Annotated in this window: 23 protein-coding genes and 2 pseudogenes; 12 read left to right on the forward strand and 13 right to left on the reverse strand. The window is 62.7% G+C overall.

What is annotated here, in order from left to right; translation table 11 throughout:
• Positions 1 to 107 precede the first annotated feature (107 nt).
• From P3R82_RS03405 to P3R82_RS03415, 3 genes are read right to left on the reverse strand one after another with little or no spacing between them, the layout of a single operon-like run.
• The gene (locus tag P3R82_RS03405) at positions 108 to 1,241 is read right to left on the reverse strand and encodes an extracellular solute-binding protein (protein ID WP_183898307.1); all 1,134 of its coding nucleotides are present in this window, start codon (positions 1,239 to 1,241) and stop codon (positions 108 to 110) included.
• A 56-nt stretch (positions 1,242 to 1,297) separates the two neighbouring features.
• Positions 1,298 to 1,621 carry a TOBE domain-containing protein gene (locus tag P3R82_RS03410; protein WP_283193005.1) on the reverse strand — a complete coding sequence of 108 codons (324 nt, stop codon included), beginning with the start codon at positions 1,619 to 1,621 and terminating at the stop codon, positions 1,298 to 1,300.
• On the reverse strand, positions 1,621 to 2,427 hold the full coding sequence (locus P3R82_RS03415; protein WP_283193006.1) for an ABC transporter ATP-binding protein: 807 nt from the start codon (positions 2,425 to 2,427) through the stop codon (positions 1,621 to 1,623). The genes P3R82_RS03410 and P3R82_RS03415 overlap by 1 nt, the downstream gene beginning before the upstream one ends.
• A 302-nt stretch (positions 2,428 to 2,729) precedes the next feature.
• Here P3R82_RS03415 and P3R82_RS03420 point away from each other — a divergent pair, with 302 nt between their 5' ends.
• The 5 genes and pseudogenes from P3R82_RS03420 to P3R82_RS03440 all read left to right on the forward strand — a co-directional run bounded on the left by P3R82_RS03420 (position 2,730) and on the right by P3R82_RS03440 (position 7,785).
• On the forward strand, positions 2,730 to 3,566 hold the full coding sequence (locus P3R82_RS03420) for a metallophosphoesterase (RefSeq protein WP_283193007.1): 837 nt from the start codon (positions 2,730 to 2,732) through the stop codon (positions 3,564 to 3,566).
• A pseudogene (locus tag P3R82_RS03425) lies at positions 3,563 to 4,725 on the forward strand (ABC transporter ATP-binding protein). Before P3R82_RS03420 ends, P3R82_RS03425 begins: the two are co-directional and overlap by 4 nt.
• On the forward strand, positions 4,718 to 5,644 hold the full coding sequence (locus P3R82_RS03430) for a sugar ABC transporter permease (protein WP_283193008.1): 927 nt from the start codon (positions 4,718 to 4,720) through the stop codon (positions 5,642 to 5,644). Before P3R82_RS03425 ends, P3R82_RS03430 begins: the two are co-directional and overlap by 8 nt.
• 11 nt (positions 5,645 to 5,655) lie before the next feature.
• Positions 5,656 to 6,492, forward strand: coding sequence for a carbohydrate ABC transporter permease (locus P3R82_RS03435; RefSeq protein ID WP_183898848.1), 837 nt, complete (start codon positions 5,656 to 5,658; stop codon positions 6,490 to 6,492).
• A gap of 27 nt (positions 6,493 to 6,519) precedes the next feature.
• The gene (locus P3R82_RS03440; protein ID WP_183898312.1) at positions 6,520 to 7,785 is read left to right on the forward strand and encodes an ABC transporter substrate-binding protein; all 1,266 of its coding nucleotides are present in this window, start codon (positions 6,520 to 6,522) and stop codon (positions 7,783 to 7,785) included.
• Positions 7,786 to 7,836: 51 nt separating this feature from the next.
• On the opposite strand, the gene P3R82_RS03445 is transcribed toward P3R82_RS03440, so the two are convergent.
• Entirely contained in the window at positions 7,837 to 8,829 is a 993-nt protein-coding gene (locus P3R82_RS03445; RefSeq protein WP_283193009.1) for a substrate-binding domain-containing protein, read from the reverse strand.
• Between the two features lie 371 nt (positions 8,830 to 9,200).
• On the opposite strand from P3R82_RS03445, the gene P3R82_RS03450 reads away from it, so the two are divergent.
• The gene (locus P3R82_RS03450; RefSeq protein WP_283193010.1) at positions 9,201 to 10,301 is read left to right on the forward strand and encodes a siderophore-interacting protein; all 1,101 of its coding nucleotides are present in this window, start codon (positions 9,201 to 9,203) and stop codon (positions 10,299 to 10,301) included.
• Positions 10,302 to 10,526: 225 nt separating this feature from the next.
• A complete protein-coding gene (locus P3R82_RS03455; RefSeq protein WP_112822703.1) occupies positions 10,527 to 10,736 on the forward strand; it encodes a hypothetical protein in 210 nt (69 codons plus the stop codon).
• A gap of 79 nt (positions 10,737 to 10,815) precedes the next feature.
• On the opposite strand, the gene minE is transcribed toward P3R82_RS03455, so the two are convergent.
• The 9 genes and pseudogenes from minE to P3R82_RS30205 form a co-directional block, all read right to left on the reverse strand.
• Positions 10,816 to 11,073 (reverse strand): cell division topological specificity factor MinE, encoded by a 258-nt coding sequence (minE, locus tag P3R82_RS03460; RefSeq protein ID WP_183898315.1) that lies wholly within the window; start codon positions 11,071 to 11,073, stop codon positions 10,816 to 10,818.
• Positions 11,070 to 11,884: pseudogene (gene minD / locus P3R82_RS03465) on the reverse strand (septum site-determining protein MinD). The gene minE and the pseudogene minD overlap by 4 nt, the downstream one beginning before the upstream one ends.
• 31 nt (positions 11,885 to 11,915) lie before the next feature.
• A complete protein-coding gene (gene minC / locus P3R82_RS03470) occupies positions 11,916 to 12,638 on the reverse strand; it encodes a septum site-determining protein MinC (RefSeq protein WP_283193011.1) in 723 nt (240 codons plus the stop codon).
• A 217-nt stretch (positions 12,639 to 12,855) separates the two neighbouring features.
• Positions 12,856 to 12,993 carry a DUF1127 domain-containing protein gene (locus tag P3R82_RS03475; RefSeq protein WP_183898317.1) on the reverse strand — a complete coding sequence of 46 codons (138 nt, stop codon included), beginning with the start codon at positions 12,991 to 12,993 and terminating at the stop codon, positions 12,856 to 12,858.
• 237 nt (positions 12,994 to 13,230) lie between these two features.
• Positions 13,231 to 13,686: an RpiB/LacA/LacB family sugar-phosphate isomerase gene (locus P3R82_RS03480; protein ID WP_018896957.1), complete on the reverse strand. Its 456-nt coding sequence runs from the start codon at positions 13,684 to 13,686 to the stop codon at positions 13,231 to 13,233.
• Positions 13,683 to 14,480 carry a triose-phosphate isomerase gene (locus P3R82_RS03485; protein WP_283193012.1) on the reverse strand — a complete coding sequence of 266 codons (798 nt, stop codon included), beginning with the start codon at positions 14,478 to 14,480 and terminating at the stop codon, positions 13,683 to 13,685. Before P3R82_RS03485 ends, P3R82_RS03480 begins: the two co-directional genes overlap by 4 nt.
• Positions 14,481 to 14,488: 8 nt before the next feature.
• Positions 14,489 to 15,457 carry a sugar-binding transcriptional regulator gene (locus P3R82_RS03490; protein ID WP_283193013.1) on the reverse strand — a complete coding sequence of 323 codons (969 nt, stop codon included), beginning with the start codon at positions 15,455 to 15,457 and terminating at the stop codon, positions 14,489 to 14,491.
• Positions 15,458 to 15,519: 62 nt separating this feature from the next.
• Positions 15,520 to 16,452 (reverse strand): TIM barrel protein, encoded by a 933-nt coding sequence (locus P3R82_RS03495; RefSeq protein WP_283193014.1) that lies wholly within the window; start codon positions 16,450 to 16,452, stop codon positions 15,520 to 15,522.
• 11 nt (positions 16,453 to 16,463) lie between these two features.
• A complete protein-coding gene (locus P3R82_RS30205; RefSeq protein WP_349294029.1) occupies positions 16,464 to 19,619 on the reverse strand; it encodes a glycerol-3-phosphate dehydrogenase in 3,156 nt (1,051 codons plus the stop codon).
• A gap of 907 nt (positions 19,620 to 20,526) precedes the next feature.
• Here P3R82_RS30205 and P3R82_RS03510 point away from each other — a divergent pair.
• The 5 genes from P3R82_RS03510 to P3R82_RS03530 all read left to right on the forward strand — a co-directional run bounded on the left by P3R82_RS03510 (position 20,527) and on the right by P3R82_RS03530 (position 25,803).
• Positions 20,527 to 21,183, forward strand: coding sequence for a DUF2291 domain-containing protein (locus P3R82_RS03510; protein ID WP_283193015.1), 657 nt, complete (start codon positions 20,527 to 20,529; stop codon positions 21,181 to 21,183).
• Entirely contained in the window at positions 21,180 to 22,730 is a 1,551-nt protein-coding gene (locus tag P3R82_RS03515) for a sugar ABC transporter ATP-binding protein (protein ID WP_283193016.1), read from the forward strand. Before P3R82_RS03510 ends, P3R82_RS03515 begins: the two co-directional genes overlap by 4 nt.
• A gap of 23 nt (positions 22,731 to 22,753) precedes the next feature.
• A complete protein-coding gene (locus tag P3R82_RS03520) occupies positions 22,754 to 23,806 on the forward strand; it encodes an ABC transporter permease (RefSeq protein ID WP_183898325.1) in 1,053 nt (350 codons plus the stop codon).
• An 86-nt stretch (positions 23,807 to 23,892) separates the two neighbouring features.
• Positions 23,893 to 24,840, forward strand: a complete 948-nt coding sequence (locus tag P3R82_RS03525) for a D-ribose ABC transporter substrate-binding protein (RefSeq protein WP_183898326.1) — start codon at positions 23,893 to 23,895, stop codon at positions 24,838 to 24,840.
• A 102-nt stretch (positions 24,841 to 24,942) separates the two neighbouring features.
• Positions 24,943 to 25,803: a DeoR/GlpR family DNA-binding transcription regulator gene (locus tag P3R82_RS03530; protein ID WP_283193017.1), complete on the forward strand. Its 861-nt coding sequence runs from the start codon at positions 24,943 to 24,945 to the stop codon at positions 25,801 to 25,803.
• The last annotated feature ends 5 nt before the right edge of the window (positions 25,804 to 25,808 follow it).

Raw genomic sequence — 25,808 nt, forward strand, 5'->3', positions numbered from 1 at the left:
CGGTGACAGAGACCGGCGCCTCCGAGCGAACGACGGCGACACCGTGTGCTACCTCTCATCCAGCACGTCGAACCGCCTCCCCCGGGAGGAGAAGGCGGCACGCAGGATTACTTTACGGACTTTTCGTAGGCTTCGAGGATCGCGGTGTTGTAGGGCGCGATCGGGAAAGGCTTGCCGTTGTTGGCGAGGTCTTCAGGCGTGATATCGACGAACAGCTTGTTCCAGGTCGCCTCGTCGAGCTTCGGCTTGACGAAGTTGGCGTCGATACCCGGATACCAGTTGAAGCGCTTGACGATGCCTTCGGCCTGCACTTCCGGGCTGGTCGCGAGCGCGATGAACTTCTCGGCAAGCGCCTTGTTGCCCGACTTCTGAGGAACGACATAGTGCATCGGCTGGCCGGGCATGCCAGGTGCGGGCAGCACCAGCTTCATTTCCGGCGGCAGCTGGCCATTGGCCTGCCAGCTGTAGAACATGTCGACCCAGACTGGGCCCATGGCGATTTCGCCGCGGCTGAGAAGGTCGAGCGTGCCGGCGTTGCCAGGCGTCAGCGTGGCGTTCTTGGTGAAGTCGGCGAGGCTCTTGAAAGCGCCATCCCACTTCGTGGTCTCGTCCTGCTTGAACGGACCCGTCATCAGGTTGTTGGCATCGCCGCCGCCGAAGGCATAGACCCAGCCCATGACGAAGCTCACGCCTGACGCGCCGCCCTTGATGCCGTTGTAGCCGAACTGCTTCGGATTGGCCTTTGCCCATTCGGCGAGTTCGGCGTAGCTCTTCGGCGGGTTCGGAACCAGCGCCGGATTGTAGGCGATCGCCGTCTGGCTGTTGAACATCGGCATCACGTAGCCATCGACATCCGAGCCGAGCGCGTTCTTCGCATTGCCGCGGGTCACGAGCTTGCCGGTTTCGATGTTGCCGCGATACTTCTCGAGGTAGCCCTTCTGAACCATTGGGCCCGCGAACTTTTCGTGCACCACGGCAACGTCGACGTCCCAGACCTTGCTGTCGGCCGCGGCCTGCGCGTCGAAGCGCTCGAGGATCTTCTGCGAGCCCGCATCACCGGGGCCGGTGCCGACCGCGCGAACGGTGTCGCCCGGATTGGCCTTCTCGAACAACGGTCCGAGATACTGGTTGATGTAATCGACCATGTTCTGGTCGCCGGCGGTGGCGACCGTCAGCTCTGCGGCCTTTACCGGCAACGTCGCGAGAGCAATGGCGATAGCGGCATACGTCAATCTCTGCATCAGGCTTCTCCTTGTTATGAAAAGGTGAGGTTCTAAAAGTCAGGCAATCAAAAGGGTCAGGCGTGGACTTTCCCGGGCGAAACCCGGGAAATGGCGTTTGCCGGCTGCGAGCCCGGCGAATTGAAAAGAAACAGGGCGTCGGCGGGGACATGTACCCGGACGCGCTCGCCCGGCTCGAAGGCGCGGGTCGCGTCGGCCATGATTTCGCGATCACCGACATGAACGGCATGGCGCCAGTGACCACCGGGGTAGCTGACGGCCGCGATCTCGCCCTCGAGTGTGACGCCCGGGCCGACGACGGCGGTCTCGGCGGGGTGGATCTGAGCCGCTTCCGGCCGGAAGCGCGCCTCGACGATGCCCTGCGCGAGACCTCGCCCCATCAGTGCCACGCGGCCGCGGCATTCGAGGGCCCAGCCTCGATGAGAAAATCGCTGTCCTGCGGCGCGCCGTTCAGCGAGATCACGTTCTCGGCGCCCATGAACGCCGCGACGAAGGCCGAGGCCGGCCGGTTGTAGACGTCCTCTGGCGTGCCCTGCTGCGCGATCCGGCCTGCATTCAGGATCACGATCCTGTCGGCCATCACCATCGCCTCTTCGCGATCATGCGTCACGTGAACGGCGGTAATGCCGAGGCGCTTCTGCAAGGCGCGCAACTCGTGTCGGACGCTGAGCCTGATGCGTGCGTCGAGATTGGAAAGCGGCTCGTCGAGCAGCAGGATCTCAGGATCGACCGCCAGCGCGCGGCCCAGCGCGACGCGCTGGCGCTGGCCGCCGGACAAGGCCGCCGGCTTTCTTGCTCCAAGCCCATCCAGCCCGAGAAGTGACTGCATGGCGGCGACGCGGCTGTCGATTTCGCTCCGCTGCACCTTCTTCAGTTTCAAGCCGTAGCCGATGTTCTGGGCCACGGTCATGTGCGGCCACAGCGCGTAGGACTGGAAAACGAGCGCCATGCCGCGCTTGTCGGGCGGCAGGTGCGTCACCTCGCGGTGGCGTACGGAAACCGAGCCCGAGGACGGCGTTACGAAGCCCGCGAGAACACGCAGCAGCGTCGTCTTTCCGCAACCGGAAGACCCGAGCAAGGCGACGAACTCGCCACGCTCGATATTCAGGTCTATGTCCTCCAGAACCTGGGTGTTGCCATATCTGCAGGCAACCGACCGCAATTCCAGAAACGCTCGTTGGCTCATCTTCAAACTCCCGTTGCACAGCTGTGCAATCTGTCCAGGAGCTAGTTAGAATGTTTCCTTTACAGTTAGATGACGGTCCGCGCGTTATCGCGGTCGTCTGCATCGAATGGATGATCGTGGCTCCATTTCAGCTGCAATCAAGAGGGCTGAATGCCGCCCGGATATGCGGTGACAATTCGATGACGAAAATGAAACGCGGTTGGAAAGCCGTGTTACGCCCACGACACATGATGGCTCTAAAGAGGCGCCGGAAGAAGTCGACGGCCTGAGTTCGGTCGGCGCCTTGGAACTGGAGAAGCGCCGTGAAGATCATCCACATCACCGATACACATCTCAGCCCCAACAAGCCGCATTTCAACGGCAACTGGGCGCCGTTGGCCCGCTGGATCGAAGAGACCGGCGCTGATCTCATCGTCCACACGGGTGACCTTAGCATTGACGGCGCGGACAAGGACGAGGATCTGGTCTTCTCCATGGATCTGATGCGCGAAGTCTCGATCCCGATGCTGATCGTTCCCGGTAACCACGACGTCGGTCACCTCCCCGGTTCGGCTCAGCCGGTCAATCCGGAGCGTCTGGCGCGCTGGCGCAATCTCGTCGGTCCCGACTATTGGGCGAAAGACATCGGCGAGTGGCGCATCATCGGTCTCAACAGCCTGCTGATGGGCTTCGAGGATGCGGAAGAACAGGCGCAGTTCGATTGGTTGCAGAAGACGCTCGCCGAGCGGGGCGAGCGCCGCGTCGCCATCTTCGCTCACAAACCGCTGTTCGTGGACGACGCCAATGAAGGCGATACCGGCTACTGGAGCGTGCGCCCGACGCAGCGCCGCCGGCTCTACGACCTGATCGCCGCCCACGACGTCGCGCTCTTCGGCAGCGGCCACCTGCACTGGACGTGGAAGGGCGCGTTCGGTCAGACATCCGTCGTGTGGGCGCCTCCGGCGGCCTTCATCCTGGGCGAGATGGAACGCGAAATGCCGGGCGAGCGTCTTGTCGGCGCGGCCGTGCACGAACTTGGTGACGACGTCAGGACCGAACTGGTGGCCGTGCCGGGCATGACCGCCTACTTCCTCGACGAGGTCTTGGAGGAAGTCTATCCGCGGGCAACGCCGAAGAAGCAGCGGGAGCAGGCGGAATGAGCGCGCTTTCCCTTCGCGGCATCACCAAATCCTTCTCCGGCAACGCCATTCTCAAGGGCGTCAGCCTCGACGTCGAGCCGGGCGAGTTCATTGCGCTCGTCGGCCCGTCGGGCTGCGGCAAGAGCACGCTGCTGCGCATCCTCGCCGGCCTCGATCACGCGGACGAGGGCGAGATCATCATCGGCAGCGAGGACATGTCCGCCATCGCGGCCGCTGACCGCAATGTCGCAATGGTCTTCCAGTCCTACGCGCTTTATCCCCATCTGACGGCCAGCCAGAACATCGCCGTTCCGCTCGCCATGCGCCGTCTCTCCGGCGCGCAGCGCTTCCCGTTCATCGGCCCCTTGCTGCCGGGCCAGCGCGCGATCACCGCGCCATCGCGCGTGATGTCACCGAAATGGCGAAGTCGCTGAAGATCGATCATCTGCTGGACCGCAAGCCCGGCCAGATGTCGGGCGGCCAGCGCCAGCGTGTCGCCCTGGCGCGCGCCATGGTGCGCCATCCGAGCGTGTTCCTGATGGACGAGCCGCTTTCCAACCTCGATGCGAACCTGCGTGTCCACGCCCGCGGCGAGATCGTCGAGCTGCACCGGCGCGCCGGGGTGCCGACCGTCTACGTCACCCACGATCAGGCCGAGGCCCTGTCGATGGCCGACCGCATGGCGGTGATGATCGGCGGCAATCTTCTCCAACTGGCGAGCCCGCAGGTCATTTACGACGACCCCGCTCACGTCGAAGTCGCCCGTTTCGTAGGCCAGCCGCGCATCAATGTGGTGCCGGCGCTCGCCGAGAGCGGCGTGGTGTCCTTTGGCGGCATCAGGCTCGGCCTGCATACTTCCGTTCCGGCCCGTACGCCGGTGAGCCTGGCGATCCGCCCCGAATTCGTGCGTCTGGCGGACAGCCGTCAGGACGGCCTCGCGGCGAAGGTCGAGCGTATCGAGTTCCTCGGCTCGGAGGTCATTCTCTACTGCAAGCTCGATGCGATCGGCGAGATGATGATCGCGAAGCTTTCGCCGGCGGACGCCGGCGGCATTTCGGCTGGAATGCCCGTTGCCCTCTCGCTGTCGCCGGACAAGGCCCTGGTCTTCGCCGAGGATGGCAGCCGCCTGCGCGCAAGCCCGCTTACGATCGACGCGACGCTGGAGAAGGCTCATGGCTAGCATCGCCATTGGCGCACCCGCCGCCCGCAAGACCGCGGCTGCGCGCGAACGCAACGAAGAGCGCATGGCCTGGCTTCTCGCGCTGCCGGCCATCATCCTGATCTTTGTTTTCGTGATTCTGCCGATCGTCGCCGTCGCGCTGCTCGGCTTCACCAACTTCGAACTCGGCATGGGCAAGTTTCGCTTTGTCGGCTTCGAGAACTATGCGGAGTTGATGAGCGACCGCACTTTCCGCAAGGCGCTGTGGAACACTGCATTTTATACCGCGATCGTCGCGCCGGTCTCCATCGTTCTCGGCCTCGTGGTCGCTCTGCTGATCGAAGGCGAAAGGACGGCCCGCAGCTTCTTCCGCACCGTCTACTTCCTGCCGGTGGCGTCGTTGATCGTCGCCATGGCGACCGTGTGGCAATATCTCTTTCACCCGACAATCGGGCCGATCAACAGTCTGCTGGCGCTGGTCGGCATCCCCGGTCCCAACTGGCTGGCCGCGTCGAGCACCGTGCTCTACAGCCTGTCGATCATCGGCGTCTGGCAGTCGGTGGGCTTCAACATGGTGCTTTTCCTCGCGGGCCTCACCGCAATTCCGCGTGAACTTTACGCGGCTGCCGAGGTCGATGGCGCGCGCTCGGCATTCGACCGGTTCCGGCTTGTCACCTGGCCGATGCTCGGACCGACAACGCTGTTCGTCACCACCATCAGCATCATCAACTCGGTGAAAGTCTTCGAAGCCGTTCAGACCCTGACCCAAGGGGGGCCGAACCGCGCATCCGAGGTGCTGCTTTTCAGCATCTACCAGGAAGGCTTCGTCTATCTGCGCGTCGGTTACGCCTCGGCGATGACCGTGGTGTTCATCGCCATCCTGATGGTGCTCACCTTCCTCCAGTACAACGTTCTCGACCGCCGGGTGCACTATTCATGAGCTCGAACACGATGATCGCCAACCGGTGGACCCTGGGCCGCGTCACCCGCCTGGCTCTGCTTTCCTTCGGCGCCCTGCTTTTCCTCTCGCCCTATGTCTTCATGCTGTCGACAGCAGGCAAGGCGCAGAGTGAAATTTTCACCTCCGCCCTGTCGCTGATCCCTACGAATTTCTACTACATCGAAAACTTCACCAAGGCGCTGGCCCGCGTGCCGATGGGCACCTTGCTCCTGAACGGCATTCTGGTCTGCGCGATGATCCTGTTCTTCCAGGTGCTGGTTGCCATTCCGTGCGCCTACGCCATGGCGAAGCTCAAGTTCCGCGCGGCGCGGCTGATGATGGTTCTCGTCATGCTCGGCCTGCTGGTGCCGATCCATGCGACCGCCTTGCCGCTCTATGTCGGTTTCAACAGCCTGTCGCTGCTCAACAGCTATACCGCGCTGGTGGCTCCGTTCTCGATCTCGGTCTTCGCGATTTTCATGTTCCTGCAGTTCTTCCGGGCCATGCCGGATGACCTCATCCATGCGGCGCGCCTGGATGGCATGTCCGAGCTTGGCATTGTGGCGCGTGTGATCGTGCCGAATGCCTGGCCAGCCGTCACCGCCTTCTCGATCTTTTCGGTCGTGGCCCACTGGAACGACCTCTACTGGCCCCTCGTCGTCATCACCAGGCAAGAGTACGCCACGCCGCCTCTCGGCCTGATGTACTTCCGCGCCGCCGAGGCCGGTGACGACTACGGCGCGCTGATGGCCGCCACCATGATCATTACCATTCCCCTCGTCGCCGCATTCCTGCTCGCGCAGAAGCGCTTCGTCGAGGGTATCACCATGACCGGTCTCAAAGGCTGACCGGTCGCATCAACAGGAGAACGAGCGATGAAACGTATCACCCAGCTTCTCGCCGCGGCGGCCATCTCGATGGCGACAACCGTGCCGGCTTTCGCCGAGACGACGCTGACGGTCCACTATCCGATGCCGGGCTTCTTCAAGGACGTGATGGACACGATCTCGAAGAAGTTCATGGAAGAGAACCCCGACATCAAGATCCAGTTCGCCAGCCCGTCCGCGACCTATGAAGAAGGGATACAGACGATCCTTCGCCAGGTCGGCACCTCCGAAATGCCGGACCTGACCTTCATCGGCCTGAACCGCCTGCGCATGATCGACGAGCGCGACGTCGCCGTCGATCTCGGCCCGCTCGTCCAGAAGGACGGCGACATGGCCGCCCAGGGCTTCTCCGACACGATCCTGAAGCTCGCCCAGGTCAAGGGCAAGCAGATCGGCCTCGCGTTCGCGACCTCCACCCCGATCATGTACTACAACGCCGATCTCGTTAAGGCCGCCGGTGGCGACCCCGAGAACCCGCCGAAGACCTGGGACGAAGTCATCGCGCTCGGCGCCAAGATCAAGGCGCTCGGCAACGGCGTCGATGGCATCGACTTCCGCTGGCAGGGCGACGACTGGATGTTCTCCGCGCTGCTGTTTGGCGCCGGCGGCACCATGCTCAGCGAAGACGAAAGCAAGGTGACGTTCAACGGTCCGGAAGGCCAGAAGGCCGGCGAAGTGATCGAGCGCATGGTCAAGGAAGGCGGTCTGCCGGTATTCACCAAGTCCGCTGGAGAGCAGGCATTCGCGGCCGGCAAGGTCGGCTTCGAGTTCCAGACCACCGGCGCGCTGCGCAACACCATCAAGAATGTCGGCGACAAGTTCGATCTGCGGACCGCGCCGCTGCCGCTGCTCGACCCCGCCAAGGGTCGCCTGCCGACCGGCGGCAACGCCGTCGTCATCCTCACCAAGGACGCCGCCAAGCAGGAAGCCGCCTGGAAGTTCGCCAAGTTCGCGGCCGGGCCTTACGGCGCCTCGGTTGTCGTACCCGGCACGGGCTACGTTCCGAACAACGAGCTTGCCGCCAAGTCGCCTGATTATCTCGGCGACTTCTACGCCAAGAACCCGCTGTTCCAGGCCGGCCTGAAGCAGATGCCGCTGATGGTTCCATGGTATGCCTTCCCGGGCTCCAACGGCGTTCGCGTCACCCAGACGATCGTCGACAACCTCTCGCGCATCGTCGACCAGTCGGCAGCGCCGAAGGAAGCGCTCGACGATGCAGCCGCCGACGTCGAAGGCATGCTGCCGCGCAGCTAAGCGCGAGCCGATGATCATACCGAGCCGTCGCACCCTGGTGCGGCGGCTTTTTTATCGGGACGGCCGATTCAGATCGCGAACGGTCCCGCCCTTGTGAAGCGAGTAGGCGAGTTCGAGATGCCGCTCGGGCGCGGCGTTTTCGGCAATGTCGAGGAGCAGCGACGCCGCGGTCGTGCCCATGCTGGCGTCAGGCATGTTCACGGTCGTCAAAGGCGGATCGATCAGCTTGCCGATGACGATCCCATCGAACCCGGCCACCGACATGTCTTGGGGAACTGCCAGTCCCTCGCGCCGCAAGGCCGCGATCACGCCCAGTGCCAAAAGGTCATTCGACCCGATGATCGCGGTCGGGCGACCGTCCCTGATCGCCGCCAGGATGTCTATCTGATCATACTCCGACACGAACGAGATCTGCATCGCGTCGAGCGGCTGCTTTCCGGCTTCCCGCAATGCTTCGAGATACCCCCGGTAACGGCGCGCGGCGCGATCGGACGCGACAAAGCTGCCGGAGACGAACAAAATCCTCTCGTGCCCCATCTGCAGCAGATAGCGCGTGAGATCACGGCCGGCCGCGAAATTATCGACGGTGACGGCGGCTGGAAAGCGATCCGTCGGCAGATTGTGCAAGAGCACCGTCGGCGGCAGATCCGCGAACAGCGCCTGGCTGTTCAGGCCGTTGCAGACGGTCAGGATCAAGCCGGTCGGGCGTTCGCTCATCAGGCCGGACACGGCGTCCGCTTCCTGCAGCGGGTCATAGTTGGACTGCGCGATCAGCACGCTATGCCCTGCGGTCAGCATGCGGTTCTGGATACCGGACAAGGAAGCGGCAAAGACCGGGTTGGTCAGGCTGGGCACGAGCACGCCGATGACGGGCCTTCGGCCGCCCCTGGCAGTTGCTCCGGAAGCGCGATAGCCGAGTTCGCCCGCCGCCTTGCGGACCTTGCCGACCATCGCGGGGCTAACCGGTCCGCTGTGGTTCAGAACGCGGCTCGCCGTCGCCGTGGAACAGCCCGCCCGTTCAGCAACTTGGCGCAGTGTCGCCATGGATCGTCTTCTCGCGTTTCCGGATGCAGCCTGTCGCACGCGGCTTTAGCAGGGATCCCGGGCTCCGCGCAAGAATACGCCTGGTTGCACGAAGCGCCCCATCGACGGCAGCCGCCATCACCGATCGATCGGCCGAATTCAGCCGTCTTTTTGCGAATTGCCAAGTTTGCGGGCGTCTAACATCGGCATGGGTGTAGAAAACCGGAGAGACGTCGCCTATACCGTTGCCTACATGCGCACTTCAGGGCAGATACAACAGGCGATGACAGCAACACGAGCTTCGGGATCATTCCACGGGCGGGATCGGGGTGTCCGATGTCCCATCGGGGATGGTTTGCCATTCCCCGGTCGTTTACCCGAGGTGATACCCGATGACCGAACCCACACGATTGCGCTGCAGCGCTGAAATTAGACTGCTGAAGCTGCCTGAATACCTGCACCTGATCGTCGACCGGCTGGCGAGCTTCGATGCCGCCGTCGTGCAGACCGATGATAGCATAACCTTCGAATTCCCCTTCGCTTCCGCGCGCTTCGACATGACGCCCGAGCGGCTGACGATGGAAGCCTCGTCGGCGGATGAAGAGGGCCTTCGCCGCGCCAAGGAGCTTCTCGGCGTCGCCGTCGAACTCTATGCCAAGAGCGAAAAGCCGCAATTCGTCTGGACTGGCGATCTCGCCGGCGACACGACACTCTCTTCGTTCCGCTTGATGCGCGTCGAGCGCGCCTGGCAGGTGACGCCGGGCATGCGACGTGTGCGCCTGACGGGCAGCAATCTCGAGCGCTTCGACAACCCCAGCAGCATGCACATCCGCATGTATTTTCCGACAGCCGATGTCCCCGAGCCGGTGTGGCCGATCGCCGGACCGAACGGCCTGACATTCTGGCCGTCGGAGGAGCGCAAGCCGGCCGCGCGTGTCTACACCATTCGCGAGATGGATGCGAAGGCTGGCTATGTCGACGTCGATTTCGTCGTTCACGGCGATGGCGATGGCTCGCACGAAGGCGTCGGCTGCAACTGGGCCATGCATGCCAAGGAGGGCGATCAGGTCGGTATCATGGGGCCTCTCGGCCGCCCGGTCAGACCCGCGGACTGGTACATCATGGGATGCGACGAGACCGGATTGCCGGCGCTGAGCCGCATCCTCGAGCGACTGCCGCCCGATGCGCGCGGCCACGCCTTCGTCGAAGTGGCGCAGGCGACAGACGAACAGCCGATCACCCACCCCAAGGGTATCGAGCTTCGCTGGATCCACCGCAACGGCGTTCCCGGCGGCGAGCACGGCGAACTGGTCCGCGCCATCCGTGCGGTGGAATGGCCGGAGGGCATCTCGAGCTTCGGCTGGTTTGCCTCCGAAAACGAGGCCACCAAAGAGATCCGCGAGTATTGGCGCGATACCCTGTCCTATGGTCGTGACCAGACGCTGGCTGCCGGCTACTGGAGGCGAGGCGCGACCGGGCTGATGGCCGGTTGATCAGGGCCACCTCGCATGCCCTTATAGGGACAGGGCATCGGCAGAGCGGTGATGGGGCGAAGACATCCGCCCCGTTCATCGCCGGCCCGGCGTATGATCGCAGGCGGACGCTAAGGTGACATTCGGCTTGCGGGATGCCATGCGTCTGCAGTAGGTCACAGCTCTCAACCATTGCGACCGCGTATGTCGGTCAAACAACGGCATGCGTCACCAAGGAGTGCTCCGATGAATGAAGCCCAGTTCATGGCACTATGCAAAAACGGGAAGTTCAAGGAAGCGCTGACGCTTGCCTTGGACGGCAAGGAAAAGGCGAAGTTTTCGCCCAGCCGCTTCGCCATCGACAAGAAGTCGGGAAAGCCGGTCTTCTATCGCGGCAACAAGCGCGTCGAAATCGGTGCCGACGGCGAGTGGGAACTGGCAAAGAACAACTGGTAGCTTGCCAATGAGCCGAGACTGAGCCGGCGATCTAGCCATGGAAGAGCGGCACCATGAGTGCCGCCTCCCCTATTCTCGCTCAGGCTGCGCGGGCTGCGTTCAGCGGGATCTCGACATCGATCTCGAGAATCGACATGTGCTCATCGCGGTCCATCTTCACGTGCACGCGGTCGTTGTCGACCTGCACATGCTTGGCGATGACGGCGAGGATTTCCTCGCGGAGGACCGAAATCAGATCAGAGCCGGTCGAGGACCGCTCGTGAGCCAGGAGCACCTGCAGGCGCTCGCGGGCAGCCGGTGCGGTTCTCTGTTTTCCAAAAAGCCGAAAAATGCTCATGCGGCCTTCCTTCCAAAAATCTTGCCGAAGATACCGCGCTTCTCGCCGGGGACCGTCATCGCCACTTCTTCGCCGGCCAGTCGGCGCGCGGCGTCGAAGTATGCCATGGCGGGCGCGCTCTTGCTGTCGGCGAGCGTGACCGGGGCGCCGATGTTGGAAGCGCGCAGGACGTCCATGCTCTCAGGAATGATGCCGAGCAGCGGAATGGAGAGAATCTCCAGCACGTCGTCGACCTTGAGCATGTCGCCGCGCTCGGCGCGGTTCGCATCATAGCGGGTGAGAAGCAGGTGCTTCTCCATGCGCTCGCCGCGCTCCGCCTTCAGCGTCTTCAGATCGAGCAGGCCGATGATGCGGTCCGAATCGCGAACCGACGAGACCTCGGGATTGGTGACGACGACGGCGACATCGGCATGGCGCATGGCAAGCGTCGCGCCGCGCTCGATACCGGCAGGGCTATCGCAGATGACCCAGTCGAAGTGACGCTTCAGGTCGGCCATGACGCGCTCGACACCCTCGGCCGTCAGATTGTCCTTGTCGCGCGTCTGCGAGGCGGGAAGGAGAAACAGCGTTTCGAGACGCTTGTCGCGGATCAGCGCCTGCGACAGCTTGGCATCGCCCTGGATGACGTTGATCAGGTCGTAGACGACCCGGCGCTCGGCGCCCATCACCAGATCGAGGTTACGAAGTCCGACGTCGAAATCGACAACGACAACCTTCTCGTTTCTTTGTGCAAGAGCCGCTCCGAGGGCGCGGTGGAGGTTGTCTTTCCAACTCCGCCCTTGCCTGAAGTGACGACGATGACTTTCCCCATCTTTCTCTCCTAATTCCTGGCCAACCTGGGCTCAGCTAAGTTTCTCGGCCTTGATCGCGTCGTCTTCCAGCCAGAGCTGGACTGCTTGTCCGCGAAGCCCCGGCTCCAGGTCTTCCGCCATCTTGTAGATGCCATCGATGGCAACCAGTTCCGCCTCGAGCTTGCGGCAGAAGATGCGCGCAGACGCATTGCCCAACGATCCCGCCATCGCTCGTCCGCGCAAAGTGCCGTAGACATGGATCGAACCGCCAGCAATGACCTCCGCGCCTGATGAGACCGATCCGATGATCGTCACGTCGCCTTCCGCGAATATCACCGACTGCCCGGAGCGAACCGGCTCCCGGATAACCAGTGACTGTGGAGTTTGCCGCGTCTCGATTGCGTCAGGCTTGCGCGGCGCTTCGAGAACAGGCTCGTTCTGCGGCATTTCGAAATCGGAAACCGGACGCCCACCCTTGAGCGCCGGCGGCATGCCCGGTCCGACGAGCGAAGGACGGCCGCCTTCGATGCCCATGATGCTGACATTGCGCTCGCCGAGCGCCGCGATCAGCTCCTTCAATTGCGCGCGATCGATCTCCAGATCGCTGATATCGAGCACGACGGGACGCCCGAGGAAAAATCCGGCCGAACGCGCGGCCAGATCATCCAGCCGCACCAGCCAGTCATCGAGCGGCAGGTCCGGCGACAGCATCACCGCCAGAAACGAGCGGCCCTTGATACGGATGGAGCGGGCATCTGTTAGCAATTTGGTCATCTACGTTAAGAAATCGTTGAGATTTATTAACGATGATTTGGTTAACAAAAGGTTAACGCGGGTGCTTCAGCCGGCAGGGAGCGGCTTCGATGACCGGGCATTTTCGAGAGCGGATACACAGTATCGAACGCGCTCGTTTTTTTGCTGAGAAAAGGCCCTAGAAACGATAAAGGCCCGCTTGAGCAGGCCCATCGGAAGCAATCAGGTAGTGAGGTGATCAGCGACCGTATACGCGACGCTTCAGATCGGCGCGGTTAACACCGATGTCCTTGAGAGCTGCGTCGTCAAGGCGGGAAAGTTCACGGTATGCCTTGCCGAGCTGGAAGTATTCGACAATCCTGTTGGCGATTTTCATTGCATATCTCCTTTTTGAATGCCCAATTATTTATCTTATTGCCCTGATAATGAGCAGAGATAAATTTGCATAAGAGGCATCCGAGAATCGCAATCGACGCTTGATCGGACGGGAATTTCGGGCGGCGAAATCGACACCGCAGATCACCATCAGTCGGACCAACGAGATAGCCTTGCGTCCGGAGACATGCCGGAAATGCAGGCGGCCTGCTGATCGCAGACCGCCCGCCGACAACAATCAGCGCTGATTGTATTTCGCGTCGAGTTCGTCCATCGCCTTGACGTTGCCGGCGGAACGGCCGTTTTCGTCGAAGGTCTGCGCCAGGAACGCATCGGCGATGGCCTTGGCCAGTTCGGGTCCGATGACGCGCGCGCCCATGGTGATGATCTGGGCGTTGTTCGACAGTGCGGCGCGCTCGGCCGAGTACGTGTCATGGGTCAGCGCGGCGCGGATGCCGGGGACCTTGTTGGCGGAGATGCAAACGCCGATGCCGGTGCCGCAAACGAGAATCGCCTTGTCATAGGTGCCGTCGATCACGCCTGACGCCACGCGATCCGAAAGGCTTGCGTAAAAGGCATCCGGGCCCGCGCTCGTGCGCGAGACCTCGGACACCTCGTAGCGATCCTTCAGATGGTCGGCGAGAACCTTGGCGAGACCTTCGCCCGCGCTGTCTCCTGCGATTGCCAGTTTCATGCTTTTTCTCCTTCGAGTTTTGCGTCAAGTTTGGCGGCGCATTTCGCCAGGATGTCGAGATAGCCCTCGACGTTCCAGGCCGATCGGCCGATGAAGAGCCCGTCTATATGTGGGCTCGAGATGAGTTCTTCGCAATTTCCGGGATTGACCGAGCCGCCGTAAAGGCAGGGAATGCGGCGACCCAGCACTTGCTCGGCAACGGCGATGATTTCGGCCTGGCGCGCATCGGCATATTCGGCCGTCGCCGGAATGCCGTTGACGCCGATTGCCCAGACCGGCTCGTAGGCGAGCAGGATTTCGGCATCCTTCTGCGCGCCGGTGAGCTTGGAGAGAGCGCCGCGAACTTCCGTCGCCAGCACCTCGGCCGCACGGCCGCTTTCGCGGTCGGCCAGCGTCTCGCCGATGCAGATGAGCGGGACCAGACCATGACGAACGGCCGCCTCGGTCTTGAGGCCGACGGTTTCGTCGGTCTCGCCGAAGAATTCCCGCCGCTCGGAATGGCCGAGCTCGACGATGTCGAGATTGCAGTCCTTGAGCATGACGGGCGACACCTCGCCGGTCCATGCGCCGTCATCGGCCCAGTGCATGTTCTGCGCGCCGACCTTGACCGACGTGTCGGCAAGCATCGACTTGACCTCGCGCACCGCCGTGAAGGGCGGGATGACGAAGCGCTGGATACGCGGATCGCGCGCGCCATCCGCATTTTTGAGCCCGCTGGCGAAGCTTTGCGCCTCGGCAAGCGTCTTGTTCATCTTCCAGCTGGTGCCGATCCAGAAACGCGGTGATTTTGCCATGTGCAATCCTATTCCATCTCGTCTTCAATCTGTCGCGGCGCTACTGCAGGAAGCGCCTCGGCGGTGTTTTCGTCGGTAATCAGGCCATGCAGGCTACCGCTGCGAAGCACGGCGCGGATCGCCTCCACCTTCCCCACCCCACCGGCGAGCGCCACTAGCCGCTCGGTTCTCGGTTGCGGCAAGGCGGCCGAAAGTGTGCGCTCGGTCAATGCCGTCTCGAGGATGCGGCCGTTGGAATCGAAGAAGTAGCCGAGGATTTCGCCGACGCCGCCGGCAGCCGCCACTTCCTTGATCTCGCGCGCCTCGATCATCCCCGATTGCACCAGCTGCGCATGCGTATCGACCGTGCCGAGACCGACGAGCTTCAGCGTGGCGGTATTGGCGAGATCCATCACCTCCTTGACGCCGCGCTGGGCCAAAAGCACCTCGCGATCCTCCGCGGTGTTGGCGAAGAAGGGCACTGGCATTACGTAGGCCGGCATGCCGGTCTTTTCGGCGATGCGGTGCATGACGTCGTAGGGGTTGGCCGCATAATTGCGCGTAAGGCCGCCAAGCAACGAGACGAAGCGCAGGTCGCGGGCCGAGACGCGCGGTAGGAGATGGACTGCCGTCGACAGCGTGCGACCATGGCCGAGCCCGATCACGGAATTGTCGCCGCGCTCGATCTCGCGCTTCAGGAAGTTCGAGCCGGCAAGGCCAAGTGTGCGAAAGATCGACTCGTCTTCGCCGACATACGGCGTCACCTCGCAATATTGCAGACCGAAGCGCTCGGAGAGGCTGTTCTCCAATGCCACGCACTCGATGATATCGCCTTCGATGCTGATCTTGACGACGCCTTCGGCGACCGCCCGGGCGATCAGGCGGTGCGTTTTCACCGAAGGCAGCCCAAGGCGTTTGGCCACCTCGGACTGAGTCAAGCCGCCGGCGTAGTGAAGCCAAGCGGCTCGCACCGCGAGCGATTCTTCAGGATCGTTCATCGACAGTCTCTCCCGATTTGGCCAGGCGGATATCCCGCCTCTGTTTTTGATTCGCCTCTCGTTCAGATATGCAGGTCGGCGATGCCGGTGTCGATGTGGGGCGCCCAGAACGCGACGCTTTCGGCGATCTGCGAGATCACCTGACGGTCGTTCGGCTCGCGCTCCTTGAAGGACAGTTCGAGGCAGATCTCGTTATCCCTCGCCCCACCCTCGGCAAATGCCTTGAGCAACTCCGGTGGCTGGATGCGCCCCCTGGCGTTGAATTCGGCCGTGAAGGGACGATGCCCACCCTTGTCCATCAGGCTCTGCTTGATGTGGATGATAGGCGAGACCTTGGGTACGGCGCGCGCCCAGGCATAGGGTTCGTAATCATCGGCGTTGCTCGAGGTCACGTCACCATGGTCGATATCGGCCATCATCCACATCGGCACGGCCATGTTGGCGGCGGTCAGGCGGTCCTGCAGCTTCATGCATTCGGCGATCGTCTCGCCAAACTCGCGGCCAATGCTCATCGGCTCCCAGAAGACATAGGAGAGCCCCGCCGACTTCGCGTGATCGGCAACCTCGGCCCAGCAATCGATGGCGATCTTGATCAGCTCCTCGCGGCGCGCGGGATCGTCGAAGTCCTTGTAGGTGAAGATCGCGAACTGCGTTCCGACGGACGTCCCACCGAGATCGGCGGTGATATCGGCGAAGGTCTTGAACCAGTCGACATAATAGCGGCGAACGTCGGCATCGGGGTGGCCGAAGTGGTTGAGCCGGCCGTAAGGGCCGGTCATCCCCGACGTGACCCGCACGCCTGTGCGCTGGAGCGCCGCCGACATGTTGCGGGTCAGCCTGCGAATGACGGGCGCCTGCCAGCTTGGATTGATGAACTCGTGGGTGAGTTGCAGGTCGCGAATGCGCAGATCCCGTGCCACGGTTTCGATCAGGTCATCCGGCTCGGCGAAGCGATTGACGAGCGGATTGGTGTTCAAGGAAAGGGTCAATGCCATGATCGGTGTCCTCAGGCGGCCGCAACGAAGTTCGCGCCGGCGAACCAGTCGGCAAAGGCGGTCTGCTCGGCCTCGGTCAGGTGCAGATAGTGCTTCGTGCGCCGCTTCAGCACGTCCTCAGGGGTCAGCGCCCATTCGCTTGAGACGAGATAGCGAACCTCAGCCTCGTAGAGATGGCCGCCGAAGTGACGGCCGAGGCCTTCGACGCCTTTTGCATCGCCGACGATCTTGCGGGTGCGGGTGCCGTAAAGACGGCCATAGTGACCGGCGAGCGTGCGCGACATCCAGGGGTAGGCTTCCTTCAGTCCATTGAAGAAGGTCTCGTAATCGGCCTTCGGCATGTCGCCGCCCGGAAGTGCCGCGTGCTCCGTCCAATTGTCGGACATTTGCGGGAAGATATGCTTCAGCCGCTGCATGCCGCGCTCGGCGAGTTCGCGGAAGGTGGTAATCTTTCCACCGAACACGTTCAGCAGCGGCGCGTTGCCGGTCTCTTCGAGATCGAAGACGTAATCGCGCGTCACCGCCGACGGATTGCCCTTGCCGTCGTCGAACAACGGCCGCACGCCGGAGAAGCTGTGCAGCACATCCTGCCGGCGGAGCTTCTCCTTGAAGTAGCGGTTGACGGCCGTGAGCAGGTATTCGATTTCCGTTTCATCCGCCGCGACGTCCTCGGCCCGGCCTTCGTAGGAGATGTCGGTCGTCCCGATCAAAGCCTTGTCGCCCTCATAGGGGTTGATGAAAATCACGCGCTTGTCGTGGTTCTGCACCAGATAGGCGTTGGAGCCCGCCCAGAACTTCGGCACGATGATATGGCTACCCTTGACCAGCCGGACATTGCGGCTGCTGTTGGCGCCGGCCACACGGCCGATGACGTCGGACACCCAGGGGCCGGCTGCGTTGGCGATACAGCGGGCGCGGAAATTGCGGGTTTCGCCGGTGACGCTGTTCTTGGTGGTGATGCTCCAGCCGCCGTTTTCACGCCGGGCGGAGACGGCGGCCGTGCGGGTCAGAACCTCGGCGCCGCGCTCGGCGGCATCGACCGCGTTGAGCACGACGAGGCGCGCATCGTCGACCCAGCAGTCGGAATATTCGAAGCCGCGGGTGTATTGATCGAGGATCGGCGTGCCCTCGGGGTCGCGGCGCAGATCGAGCGTGCGAGTGCCCGGAAGCTTCTTGCGGCCGCCGAGGTGATCATAGAGGAAGAGGCCGAGGCGAACGAGCCAGGCAGGGCGATCCTGCGGCGAATGCGGCAGCACGAAGCGCATCGGCCAGATGATGTGAGGCGCGGCGTTGAGCAGCACTTCGCGCTCGATGAGCGCCTCGCGCACCAGCCGGAATTCGTAATATTCCAGGTAACGCAGGCCGCCATGCACCAGCTTGCCCGAGCGCGACGACGTTCCCTGCGCCAGGTCGTCCTTCTCGCACAGAACGACCTTAAGGCCACGGCCCGCCGCGTCGCGCGCGATGCCGGCGCCATTGATCCCGCCACCGATCACGAACAGATCCACCATTCCGGACTCAGTCATCAACATGCTCCTTCGGATGCTCTTTGCATCAACAAATTCAGTCAGCGCGACCGCGCATACGTCGCGGCCCAGCGCGGCGTTTCCGTTTATTGCGTGGCGACCAGTTGATCCCAGGCAGGCGCAACCGCCTGGCGCACCATTACGTAGGCCTTGAACAGGCGCTCGAGATCGCTCGGCCTGCTCGCTGTCGGGCGCTTCGGCCTCGCCGAGCAGCGGCGTCACCCATTCGGCGATGCAATCGTCCATGTTGCGATAGGCGCCGATCGCGACCGCCGCCATCATTGCGACGCCGGCGGCGCCCGCCTCCTCGCGCCGCGATACCCTGACCGGCGCATTGACCGCCGCCGACAGGCAACCGCGAAGCGCGCGCGAACGCGCCGCGCCGCCGGTGATCCGGAGCTCTTCGGGCATGTCGCCCATCGCCGCGTAGCAATCGCGCGTCGCCATGCCGAGACCCTCGACGACGGCGCGCAACAGATCAGGAAAGCCGTGACGCATGGAAAGGCCCGTGAAGCCGGCACGCGCAGCGGCGTTGACGAAGGGGCCGCGCTCGCCGGCATCGGAGATATAGGGATGATAAAGTACCGAGCCTGGACGGCTCTCGGCGAACCAGCTGTCGATGCGGGCGATCAGATCGGCATGAGACACGGTCTTGCCGCCCTCCGCCATCAGAGATCCGGCCATCTGCAGCAGCCAGTCGATGTTGATGGTGGCGCTCATGTTGGTCTGCACCTGGGTGACGATGCCGGGCATCGGCAAGGCGATCACATACCCCGTTCCCTCCGCATTGAGCTGCACGTCGGCCACCGCCTTCGCGCGCATATGGACGCCGGTGGAACCGACGGTCGAACAGGCCGCGTTCTGACCCGCGCTGCGCACGCCGGCGCCGAGCGCGGTCATGACCATATCGACATAACCCAGGCTGACAGGTGTACCGGCAAGAAGACCACAGGCCCGCGCCGCGTCGGCGGAGAGCGGATGGGTGACCTCTGTACCGTCGATGATCTCCGGCAGCAGCGACCGGCGGCGCGACAGCCCGAGGGCATCGATCGCCGTATCGTCATATCGCCGCGTGCGGAAATTGCCGAAGGTGAAACTCGCTTCCGATGGATCGGTGGCGCGGACGCCCGTGAGATTGAGATAGAGCCAGTCCTTGCAATGAAGCGCGACTTCAGCGTGATCGAGAAGTTCGGGCTGATTGCGATCCATATGCGCGATCTGAGCGCCCTGCTGGCAGGTGTTGAGGCCGGTCCCGGTCGCTTCGAAACGCGCGCGATTGCCGGCTCCCGCGCTAAGCCGCGTCACGGTGGGGGCTGCGCGCGCGTCGAGCCATAGCCAGGCATCGCCAACCGGCTGGTTGCCGGCGCCGACCAGCCATGTGCCGTCGCCCTGTCCCGTCACGGAAATCGCAGCCGTGCGCTCCGCAAGACCGGGTACTTTCTCGCCGAGGCCACGCATCGCCGTCACACAGTCGGCCCAGGTTTGCGCCAATGATTGAGTCGCCGAACCGTCATCGCCCATATGATACTGATTACGCGCCGAAGCGGACGCGATCTGGCGCCCGGAGAGCTCGAAGGCGACCGCCTTGATCACCGACGTCCCGGCATCGATGCCGATAATGATCTGTCCACGTTCAGACATCGAAAGCCTCGCCGCCCACGATAATCCATGCCGCTGGATACGGCATCCTCATCCCACTCATGGTCACTCCTCCCAGACGACCGCCGCGGACCCGCGCCTAGCGCCGCCGTTCAGGCAAATACGTCGCATTGCGACTGCTCCTCGCAAGATCAGACTGAAAGACCTCGCCTTGGGCAGCAACCGGAAACCGGCAATCACCGAATTTTCGTCTCATGTAGAATATAACACAAACTTATCACCGCAAATGAATTTTTTTTCTGTCGTCGCAATTTTTTTCAGCTATAATGTAACTCATCAAATTGACCCGATCGGCAAAACGCCAAATTGGGTGCCGTTATGCGACCGAGGCGAGGACGCCATACGGCGCCAACGCACACGACGTCGCGAAATCAAAATAAAACATTATTATCAATAACTTGCGATCAACTACCCTGATTGATCAGGCGCGCACCCGGAATGCGATGAATTACAAAACGTTGTCGTGCAGCCACCCGCGTCAGGGGCAGACCCGATCACGCGCAGCGGCCGCCAGCATGGTCCGAAATCGAAAACGCAGCCGAATGGTCGATTGACAAGGGGAGATCTTTATAACATGTTTACTGCCATTGATAACACGGCGATACCATAGCTCACGGCTAATACGGTATCTGCGTGACACGCCCGGCGGTTGGAGGAGAAACAAGCGCCGGGTTATTGAGGAGGATCACGACGGTGCGAATTTCTGTTTCCAGACATGGCTTGGCGTCACGCCAGCACTCCGGCTCCGGCGCCCCATCGACGCTTGGCGACTTCGCCGGCGACCTTCCCGATTTTCGCCTGACTGACCGGTCGCGACGTCGATAATCCCCTCATCCCTTCTTCTTTCCCTCAACAGGAAATCCGGCCCCGCGCCGAAGGTTGTCAGAAAATGAGCATAGAAACGGACTACGCGGCTTCCCAGCCGAAGAGCGGCAAACTGAAAATCGCGGTCGGCATAGCGGCGGTCGTGGTTGTCGTCGGCGCGATCGCGCTGGACACGAAGGTCGTCAACATCGGTTCCGAAAGCGACGTACGCCAACAGGTTTTCTCCTCCGACACCTATGGTGTGGAGCAGTTTCCGAAGATCGCGGCCGATGTCGAGAAGCGCGCCGTCGCGGCGGCCGAGCTTGCACCCGCGGTCATCGCCGACAAGAAGGCGGCGGGCGAGAAGTATGGCATCGCGACGACCACCGGCCCGGTTCTGCCGGTGTCCTTCTCCGGCGTCGTCGGCGAGCGCAAGGGCAATATCAACGCGGTACAGGTCGATGGACTGCCGCCCGAAATCGTCATTCGCATGCAGACCGGACCGGCGATCAACGGCACCGATCTTCGCGATGCCACGGGCACGATCGAATTCGGCCAGTTCACCAATCAGATCGAGTATCAGGATGCCGGTTCGGCAATCAACAACGAGATGAAGAAGGCGGTGCTGGGCAATATCGACCCCACGCAGCTGACCGGCAAGACGGTCACCGTCACCGGCGTGTTCAAGCTCATCAACCCGAAGAACTGGCTCGTCACCCCCGTCAAGGTTGAAGTCAAATGAGCCAGGCAAGCCAACGCCAGATCAAAGGCGAGATCGGTGAGGTCGTGCTCAGCGCCCGCAACGTTGCCAAGACCTATGGCAGCGTGCAAGCGCTCAAGGGCGTGAACTTCGACATTCATCGCGGCCAGGTCACCACGCTGTTCGGCGAGAACGGTGCCGGCAAGTCGACGCTGATGAAGATCCTGTCGGGCGTCGTGCGCCCGACGTCGGGCGAGATCGTGCTGGACGGACAGACCGTCAACTTCGTGTCCTCGACGCATGCACGCGAATGCGGAATCTCGATCATCCACCAGGAACTCAGCCTCGCGCCCAATCTCAGCGTCCGCGACAACATCTTCATGGGCCGCGAGATCATCACCGGCGGAACCGTCGATTTCGCCGAGGAAGAGCGCCAGACCCGCGCCCTGCTCGAGGAGCTGGAAGAGGATATCGATCCGCTCACCCCCGTCGAGGATCTCCGCCTCGGCCAGCAGCAGATCGTCGAAATCGCCCGCGCGCTGTCCGTCAATTCGCGTATCCTGATCATGGACGAGCCGACGTCTGCGCTGAGCGCCACCGAAGTGGAAGTGCTGTTCAAGGTCATCCGTGATCTGACCAGCCGCGGCGTATCGATCGTCTACATCTCGCACCACCTCGAAGAAGCATTGCAGATCACCAACCACGCCGTCGTCCTGCGTGATGGCACCATGACCGCCTATGCCGAGCGCAAGGACATCGATCTCGAATGGATCGTCCGCAACATGGTGGGTGAGAACTTCGACCTCGGCAGCCCGCCGACCGGCTACGAGATGGGCAAGGTCGCCCTCTCGATCAAGGAACTCACGGTTCCTGGCCCCTCCGGCGCCGCCTACAACGCGGTCGACCGGTTGTCGCTGGACGTGCGCGCCGGCGAGATCGTCTGCATCTACGGACTCATGGGCGCCGGCCGCACCGAGCTGCTCGAATGCGTCGCCGGTCGGCTGCACGCAAGCGGCGGCCACATCCTTCTCGAAGGCCGCGACGTGGCCGGCCTCAGCATCGCCAACCGCATCGCAAGCGGCCTCGGCCTTGTTCCCGAGGATCGCCAGCGGGACGGCCTGGTGCAGACGATGACCGTCGGCTCCAACCTGTCGCTTGCCAGCATCGGCGCCTTCACCAAGGGGCTCTTCACGTCGGGTGGCCGCGAGCGCGAGCTGGTGACGGATTCGATCCGCAAGGTTCACATCAAGACCGACGGCGGCGCGGCTGCCATCGGCTCGCTCTCCGGCGGCAACCAGCAGAAGGTCGTTATCGGCAAGATGCTGGCGACGCATCCGAAGGTCATCCTGCTCGACGAGCCGAGCCGAGGCATCGACATCGGCGCCAAGGCCGAGGTGTTCAAGCTTCTCGCCGAACGCGCCAAGCAGGGGCTGGCGGTGATCTACTCCACCTCGGAAGTCGCCGAATGCCTCAGCATCGCACATCGCATCATCGTCATGCATCGCGGCAAGATTTCCGCCGAGTTCAGCTCTGACGTCACCAAGGAAAAGATCATGGCCGCCTCTGGCGAAGCAGTGGTCGCGCACTAGCCCGGAATTATGGAGCACTGATTATGTCAGTCACTGAAGCAAACGACAAAAAGACAGTTTCGAACGGGCCACGGCGGGATTTCAATATCGTACGCCTGCTCTTGGAAGGTCGCGCGTTCTTCGCGCTGATCGTCATCATCGCGGTCTTCTCCTTCCTGTCGCCTTATTATTTCAGCCTCAACAACTTCCTGGTCATGGCCTCGCACGTGGCGATCTTCGGGATTCTGGCGATCGGCATGCTGCTCGTCATCCTGAACGGCGGCATCGACCTTTCGGTCGGCTCGACGCTGGGCCTCGCCGGTTGTATCGCGGGCTTCCTGATGCAGGGCGTTACGCTCTCCTCCTTCGGCGTCATCCTCTATCCGCCGGTCTGGGCCGTGGTCGTGATCACCTGCGCGATGGGCGCGCTGGTCGGCGCCGTCAACGGCGTGCTGATCGCCTATCTCAAGGTGCCCGCCTTCGTCGCATCGCTCGGCGTTCTCTACGTTGCCCGCGGCATCGCGCTCCTGATGACGAACGGCCTGACCTACAACAGTCTCGGCGGCCGCCCCGAACTCGGCAACACCGGCTTCGACTGGCTCGGTTTCAACAGCCTCGGCGGCATTCCGATCGGTGTTCTGGTGCTCGCGACCATCGCCATCATCTGCGCCATCGTGCTCAGCAAGACCGCTTTCGGCCGCTGGCTCTATGCTTCCGGCGGCAACGAACGCGCCGCCGAACTCTCGGGCGTACCCGTCAAGCGCGTCAAGATCCTGGTCTACGTGTTCTCCGGCGTCTGCGCGGCCGTTGCCGGCCTGGTCCTTTCCTCCCAGCTGACGTCCGCCGGTCCGACCGCCGGCACCACCTATGAACTGACGGCTATCGCGGCCGTGGTCATCGGCGGCGCCGCGCTCACCGGCGGACGGGGGACCGTACGCGGCACCATGCTCGGCGCCTTCGTCATCGGCTTCCTGTCCGACGGCCTCGTGATCATCGGCGTGTCGGCCTATTGGCAGACGGTCTTCACCGGCGCGGTCATCGTTCTCGCCGTTCTCATGAACAGCATCCAATACGGGCGTCGGGTCAAATCTTCCTGACGCACGCTCAAGACCTTCTCCGCAACGACGCGGAAAGCACCGCCGGGAAGCCGGCACCACACGAACTCATCAATGGGAGAGAGACTATGTTTAAAAAGGGCATGCGCGTTCTTCTGGCGGCAGTTACCGTAGCGCCGATCTTCGTAAGCTCCGCATGGGCAGAGGGCCTGATGACGATCATCGTCAACGACCCGTCCAACCCCTACTGGCTCACCGAAGGCAACGTCGCCAAGGCGACCGCTGAAAAGCTCGGCTACACCGCAACCGTCGGCGCGCACAAGGGTGACACCAACACCGAAAGCAACCTGATCGACACCGCGATCACCAACAAGTCGGTTGCCATCATCCTCGACCCGGCAAACGCCGATGGCTCCGTCGGCGCCGTCAAGAAGGCCGTTGCTGCGGGCATTCCGGTTATCCTCGTCAACGCCGAGATCAACCAGGAAGGCCTCGCCAAGGCGCAGCTCGTTTCCAACAATGCCCAGGGCGCGGCCCTCGGCGCGCAGCAGTGGGTCGAAGCTGTCGGCGACAAGGGCAAATATGCCGAGCTCTTCGGCTCTCCGTCCGACAACAACGCCGCCACCCGCTCCAACGGCTACGAGTCGGTCCTGACCCAGTATCCCGATCTGGTGAAGTCCGCGAAGGAAGTCGCCAACTGGGACCGTACGCAAGGCCATAACAAGATGCAGTCGATGCTGCAGGCAAATCCTGACATCATCGGCGTCATCTCCGGCAACGACGAAATGGCTCTCGGTGCGATCGCAGCTCTGAAGCAGGCCGGCAAGCTGGCAAACGTCAAGGTCGGCGGTTTCGATGGTTCGCCCGACGCGGTTGCCGCGATCAAGGCCGGCGAACTGCAGTACACCGTCCTCCAGCCGGTCGCCGTCTTCTCGGAAGAAGCCGTCAAGCAGGCCGACAACGTCATCAAGACCGGCAGCACCGGCGCCAAGAGCGAAAAGCAGCTCTTCGATTGCCTGCTGATCACCAAGGACAATGTCGACAAGTACACGGCTCCCTTCGTTCTCGAGCAGTAAGACAGCAAGGGGACGCCTCGCCGAGGCGCCCCCTTTTTCCTCCACAGTTGCGTATCTTCGCGATACAACGCGCATATCCGTCGTTCGAGCGCAGAGGCCATCGTGACACAGAAGATAGGCGCAGGCGCGCTCCCCATCGACGAACTCCCGAGCGACAGCCGCCAGACGCGCCAGCTGGTGCGCCGGCAAATGATCGCCGAGGCCGTCATGGCGGAAGGACAGATGCGGATTGAGGATCTGACCGACCGCTTCGGCATCAGCCTGATGACCGCCCATCGTGACGTGGACGACCTCGTAAGCCGCGGACTGTTTCGCAAGACGCGCGGCATCGTTACCGCCGCCGCTTCCAGCCTAATCGGATCCAGCGACGTCTATCGCTCTGGCCGCCAGTCGGTGGAGAAGAACATGATCGCCGCGGCGGCCATGCAGTTCGTCGAGCCGGGCCAGGCCATTTTCTTCGACGATTCCACCACCGTGCTGCCCATGGCCGATCACCTTCCCGCGAAGGTTCCGATCACCGCCATCACCAATTCGCTGACGCTGATCAACGCGTTGAAGGGCATGCAGGACCTGACATTGCTGGCGCTCGGCGGGCAGTATTATAACTGGTGCAACGCCTTCGTCGGCCGCACCACCGTCAACGAGATCCACCGTCTGCGTGCCGACGTCGTCTTTATTTCCATGTCTGCGATCACGGACGATCTGGTGTTTCACCAGTCGCCGGAAATGGTCGACACGAAACGCGCCATGTTCGACTGCGCCGCCAAACGCGTCCTTCTGGCCGACCACACGAAATTCGAGCGGCGCGCCCTGCATCGCTTCGCCGCCCTCAGCGAATTCGACGTCATCATCGTCGACGACAAGACGCCCGCCGTCCATATCGACCGCATGCGATCACGAGACATCAACGTGATCATCGCGCGGGAGGACAAGGCGCGTCCGCGACCACATCAGCCGGAGTAAGCCTG

Source organism: Rhizobium sp. AN80A, assembly GCF_030053015.1.
Classification (GTDB): Bacteria; Pseudomonadota; Alphaproteobacteria; order Rhizobiales; family Rhizobiaceae; genus Rhizobium; species Rhizobium metallidurans.

Coding starts and splice junctions, on each gene's coding strand:
- P3R82_RS03405 (WP_183898307.1), bottom strand. CDS start 1,241: ATGCAGAGATTGACGTATGCCGCTATCGCCATTGCTCTCGCGACGTTG.
- P3R82_RS03410 (WP_283193005.1), bottom strand. CDS start 1,621: ATGGGGCGAGGTCTCGCGCAGGGCATCGTCGAGGCGCGCTTCCGGCCG.
- P3R82_RS03415 (WP_283193006.1), bottom strand. CDS start 2,427: ATGAGCCAACGAGCGTTTCTGGAATTGCGGTCGGTTGCCTGCAGATAT.
- P3R82_RS03430 (WP_283193008.1), top strand. CDS start 4,718: ATGGCTAGCATCGCCATTGGCGCACCCGCCGCCCGCAAGACCGCGGCT.
- P3R82_RS03435 (WP_183898848.1), top strand. CDS start 5,656: ATGATCGCCAACCGGTGGACCCTGGGCCGCGTCACCCGCCTGGCTCTG.
- P3R82_RS03440 (WP_183898312.1), top strand. CDS start 6,520: ATGAAACGTATCACCCAGCTTCTCGCCGCGGCGGCCATCTCGATGGCG.
- P3R82_RS03445 (WP_283193009.1), bottom strand. CDS start 8,829: ATGGCGACACTGCGCCAAGTTGCTGAACGGGCGGGCTGTTCCACGGCG.
- P3R82_RS03450 (WP_283193010.1), top strand. CDS start 9,201: ATGACCGAACCCACACGATTGCGCTGCAGCGCTGAAATTAGACTGCTG.
- P3R82_RS03455 (WP_112822703.1), top strand. CDS start 10,527: ATGAATGAAGCCCAGTTCATGGCACTATGCAAAAACGGGAAGTTCAAG.
- minE (WP_183898315.1), bottom strand. CDS start 11,073: ATGAGCATTTTTCGGCTTTTTGGAAAACAGAGAACCGCACCGGCTGCC.
- minC (WP_283193011.1), bottom strand. CDS start 12,638: ATGACCAAATTGCTAACAGATGCCCGCTCCATCCGTATCAAGGGCCGC.
- P3R82_RS03475 (WP_183898317.1), bottom strand. CDS start 12,993: ATGAAAATCGCCAACAGGATTGTCGAATACTTCCAGCTCGGCAAGGCA.
- P3R82_RS03480 (WP_018896957.1), bottom strand. CDS start 13,686: ATGAAACTGGCAATCGCAGGAGACAGCGCGGGCGAAGGTCTCGCCAAG.
- P3R82_RS03485 (WP_283193012.1), bottom strand. CDS start 14,480: ATGGCAAAATCACCGCGTTTCTGGATCGGCACCAGCTGGAAGATGAAC.
- P3R82_RS03490 (WP_283193013.1), bottom strand. CDS start 15,457: ATGAACGATCCTGAAGAATCGCTCGCGGTGCGAGCCGCTTGGCTTCAC.
- P3R82_RS03495 (WP_283193014.1), bottom strand. CDS start 16,452: ATGGCATTGACCCTTTCCTTGAACACCAATCCGCTCGTCAATCGCTTC.
- P3R82_RS30205 (WP_349294029.1), bottom strand. CDS start 19,619: ATGTCTGAACGTGGACAGATCATTATCGGCATCGATGCCGGGACGTCG.
- P3R82_RS03510 (WP_283193015.1), top strand. CDS start 20,527: ATGAGCATAGAAACGGACTACGCGGCTTCCCAGCCGAAGAGCGGCAAA.
- P3R82_RS03515 (WP_283193016.1), top strand. CDS start 21,180: ATGAGCCAGGCAAGCCAACGCCAGATCAAAGGCGAGATCGGTGAGGTC.
- P3R82_RS03520 (WP_183898325.1), top strand. CDS start 22,754: ATGTCAGTCACTGAAGCAAACGACAAAAAGACAGTTTCGAACGGGCCA.
- P3R82_RS03525 (WP_183898326.1), top strand. CDS start 23,893: ATGTTTAAAAAGGGCATGCGCGTTCTTCTGGCGGCAGTTACCGTAGCG.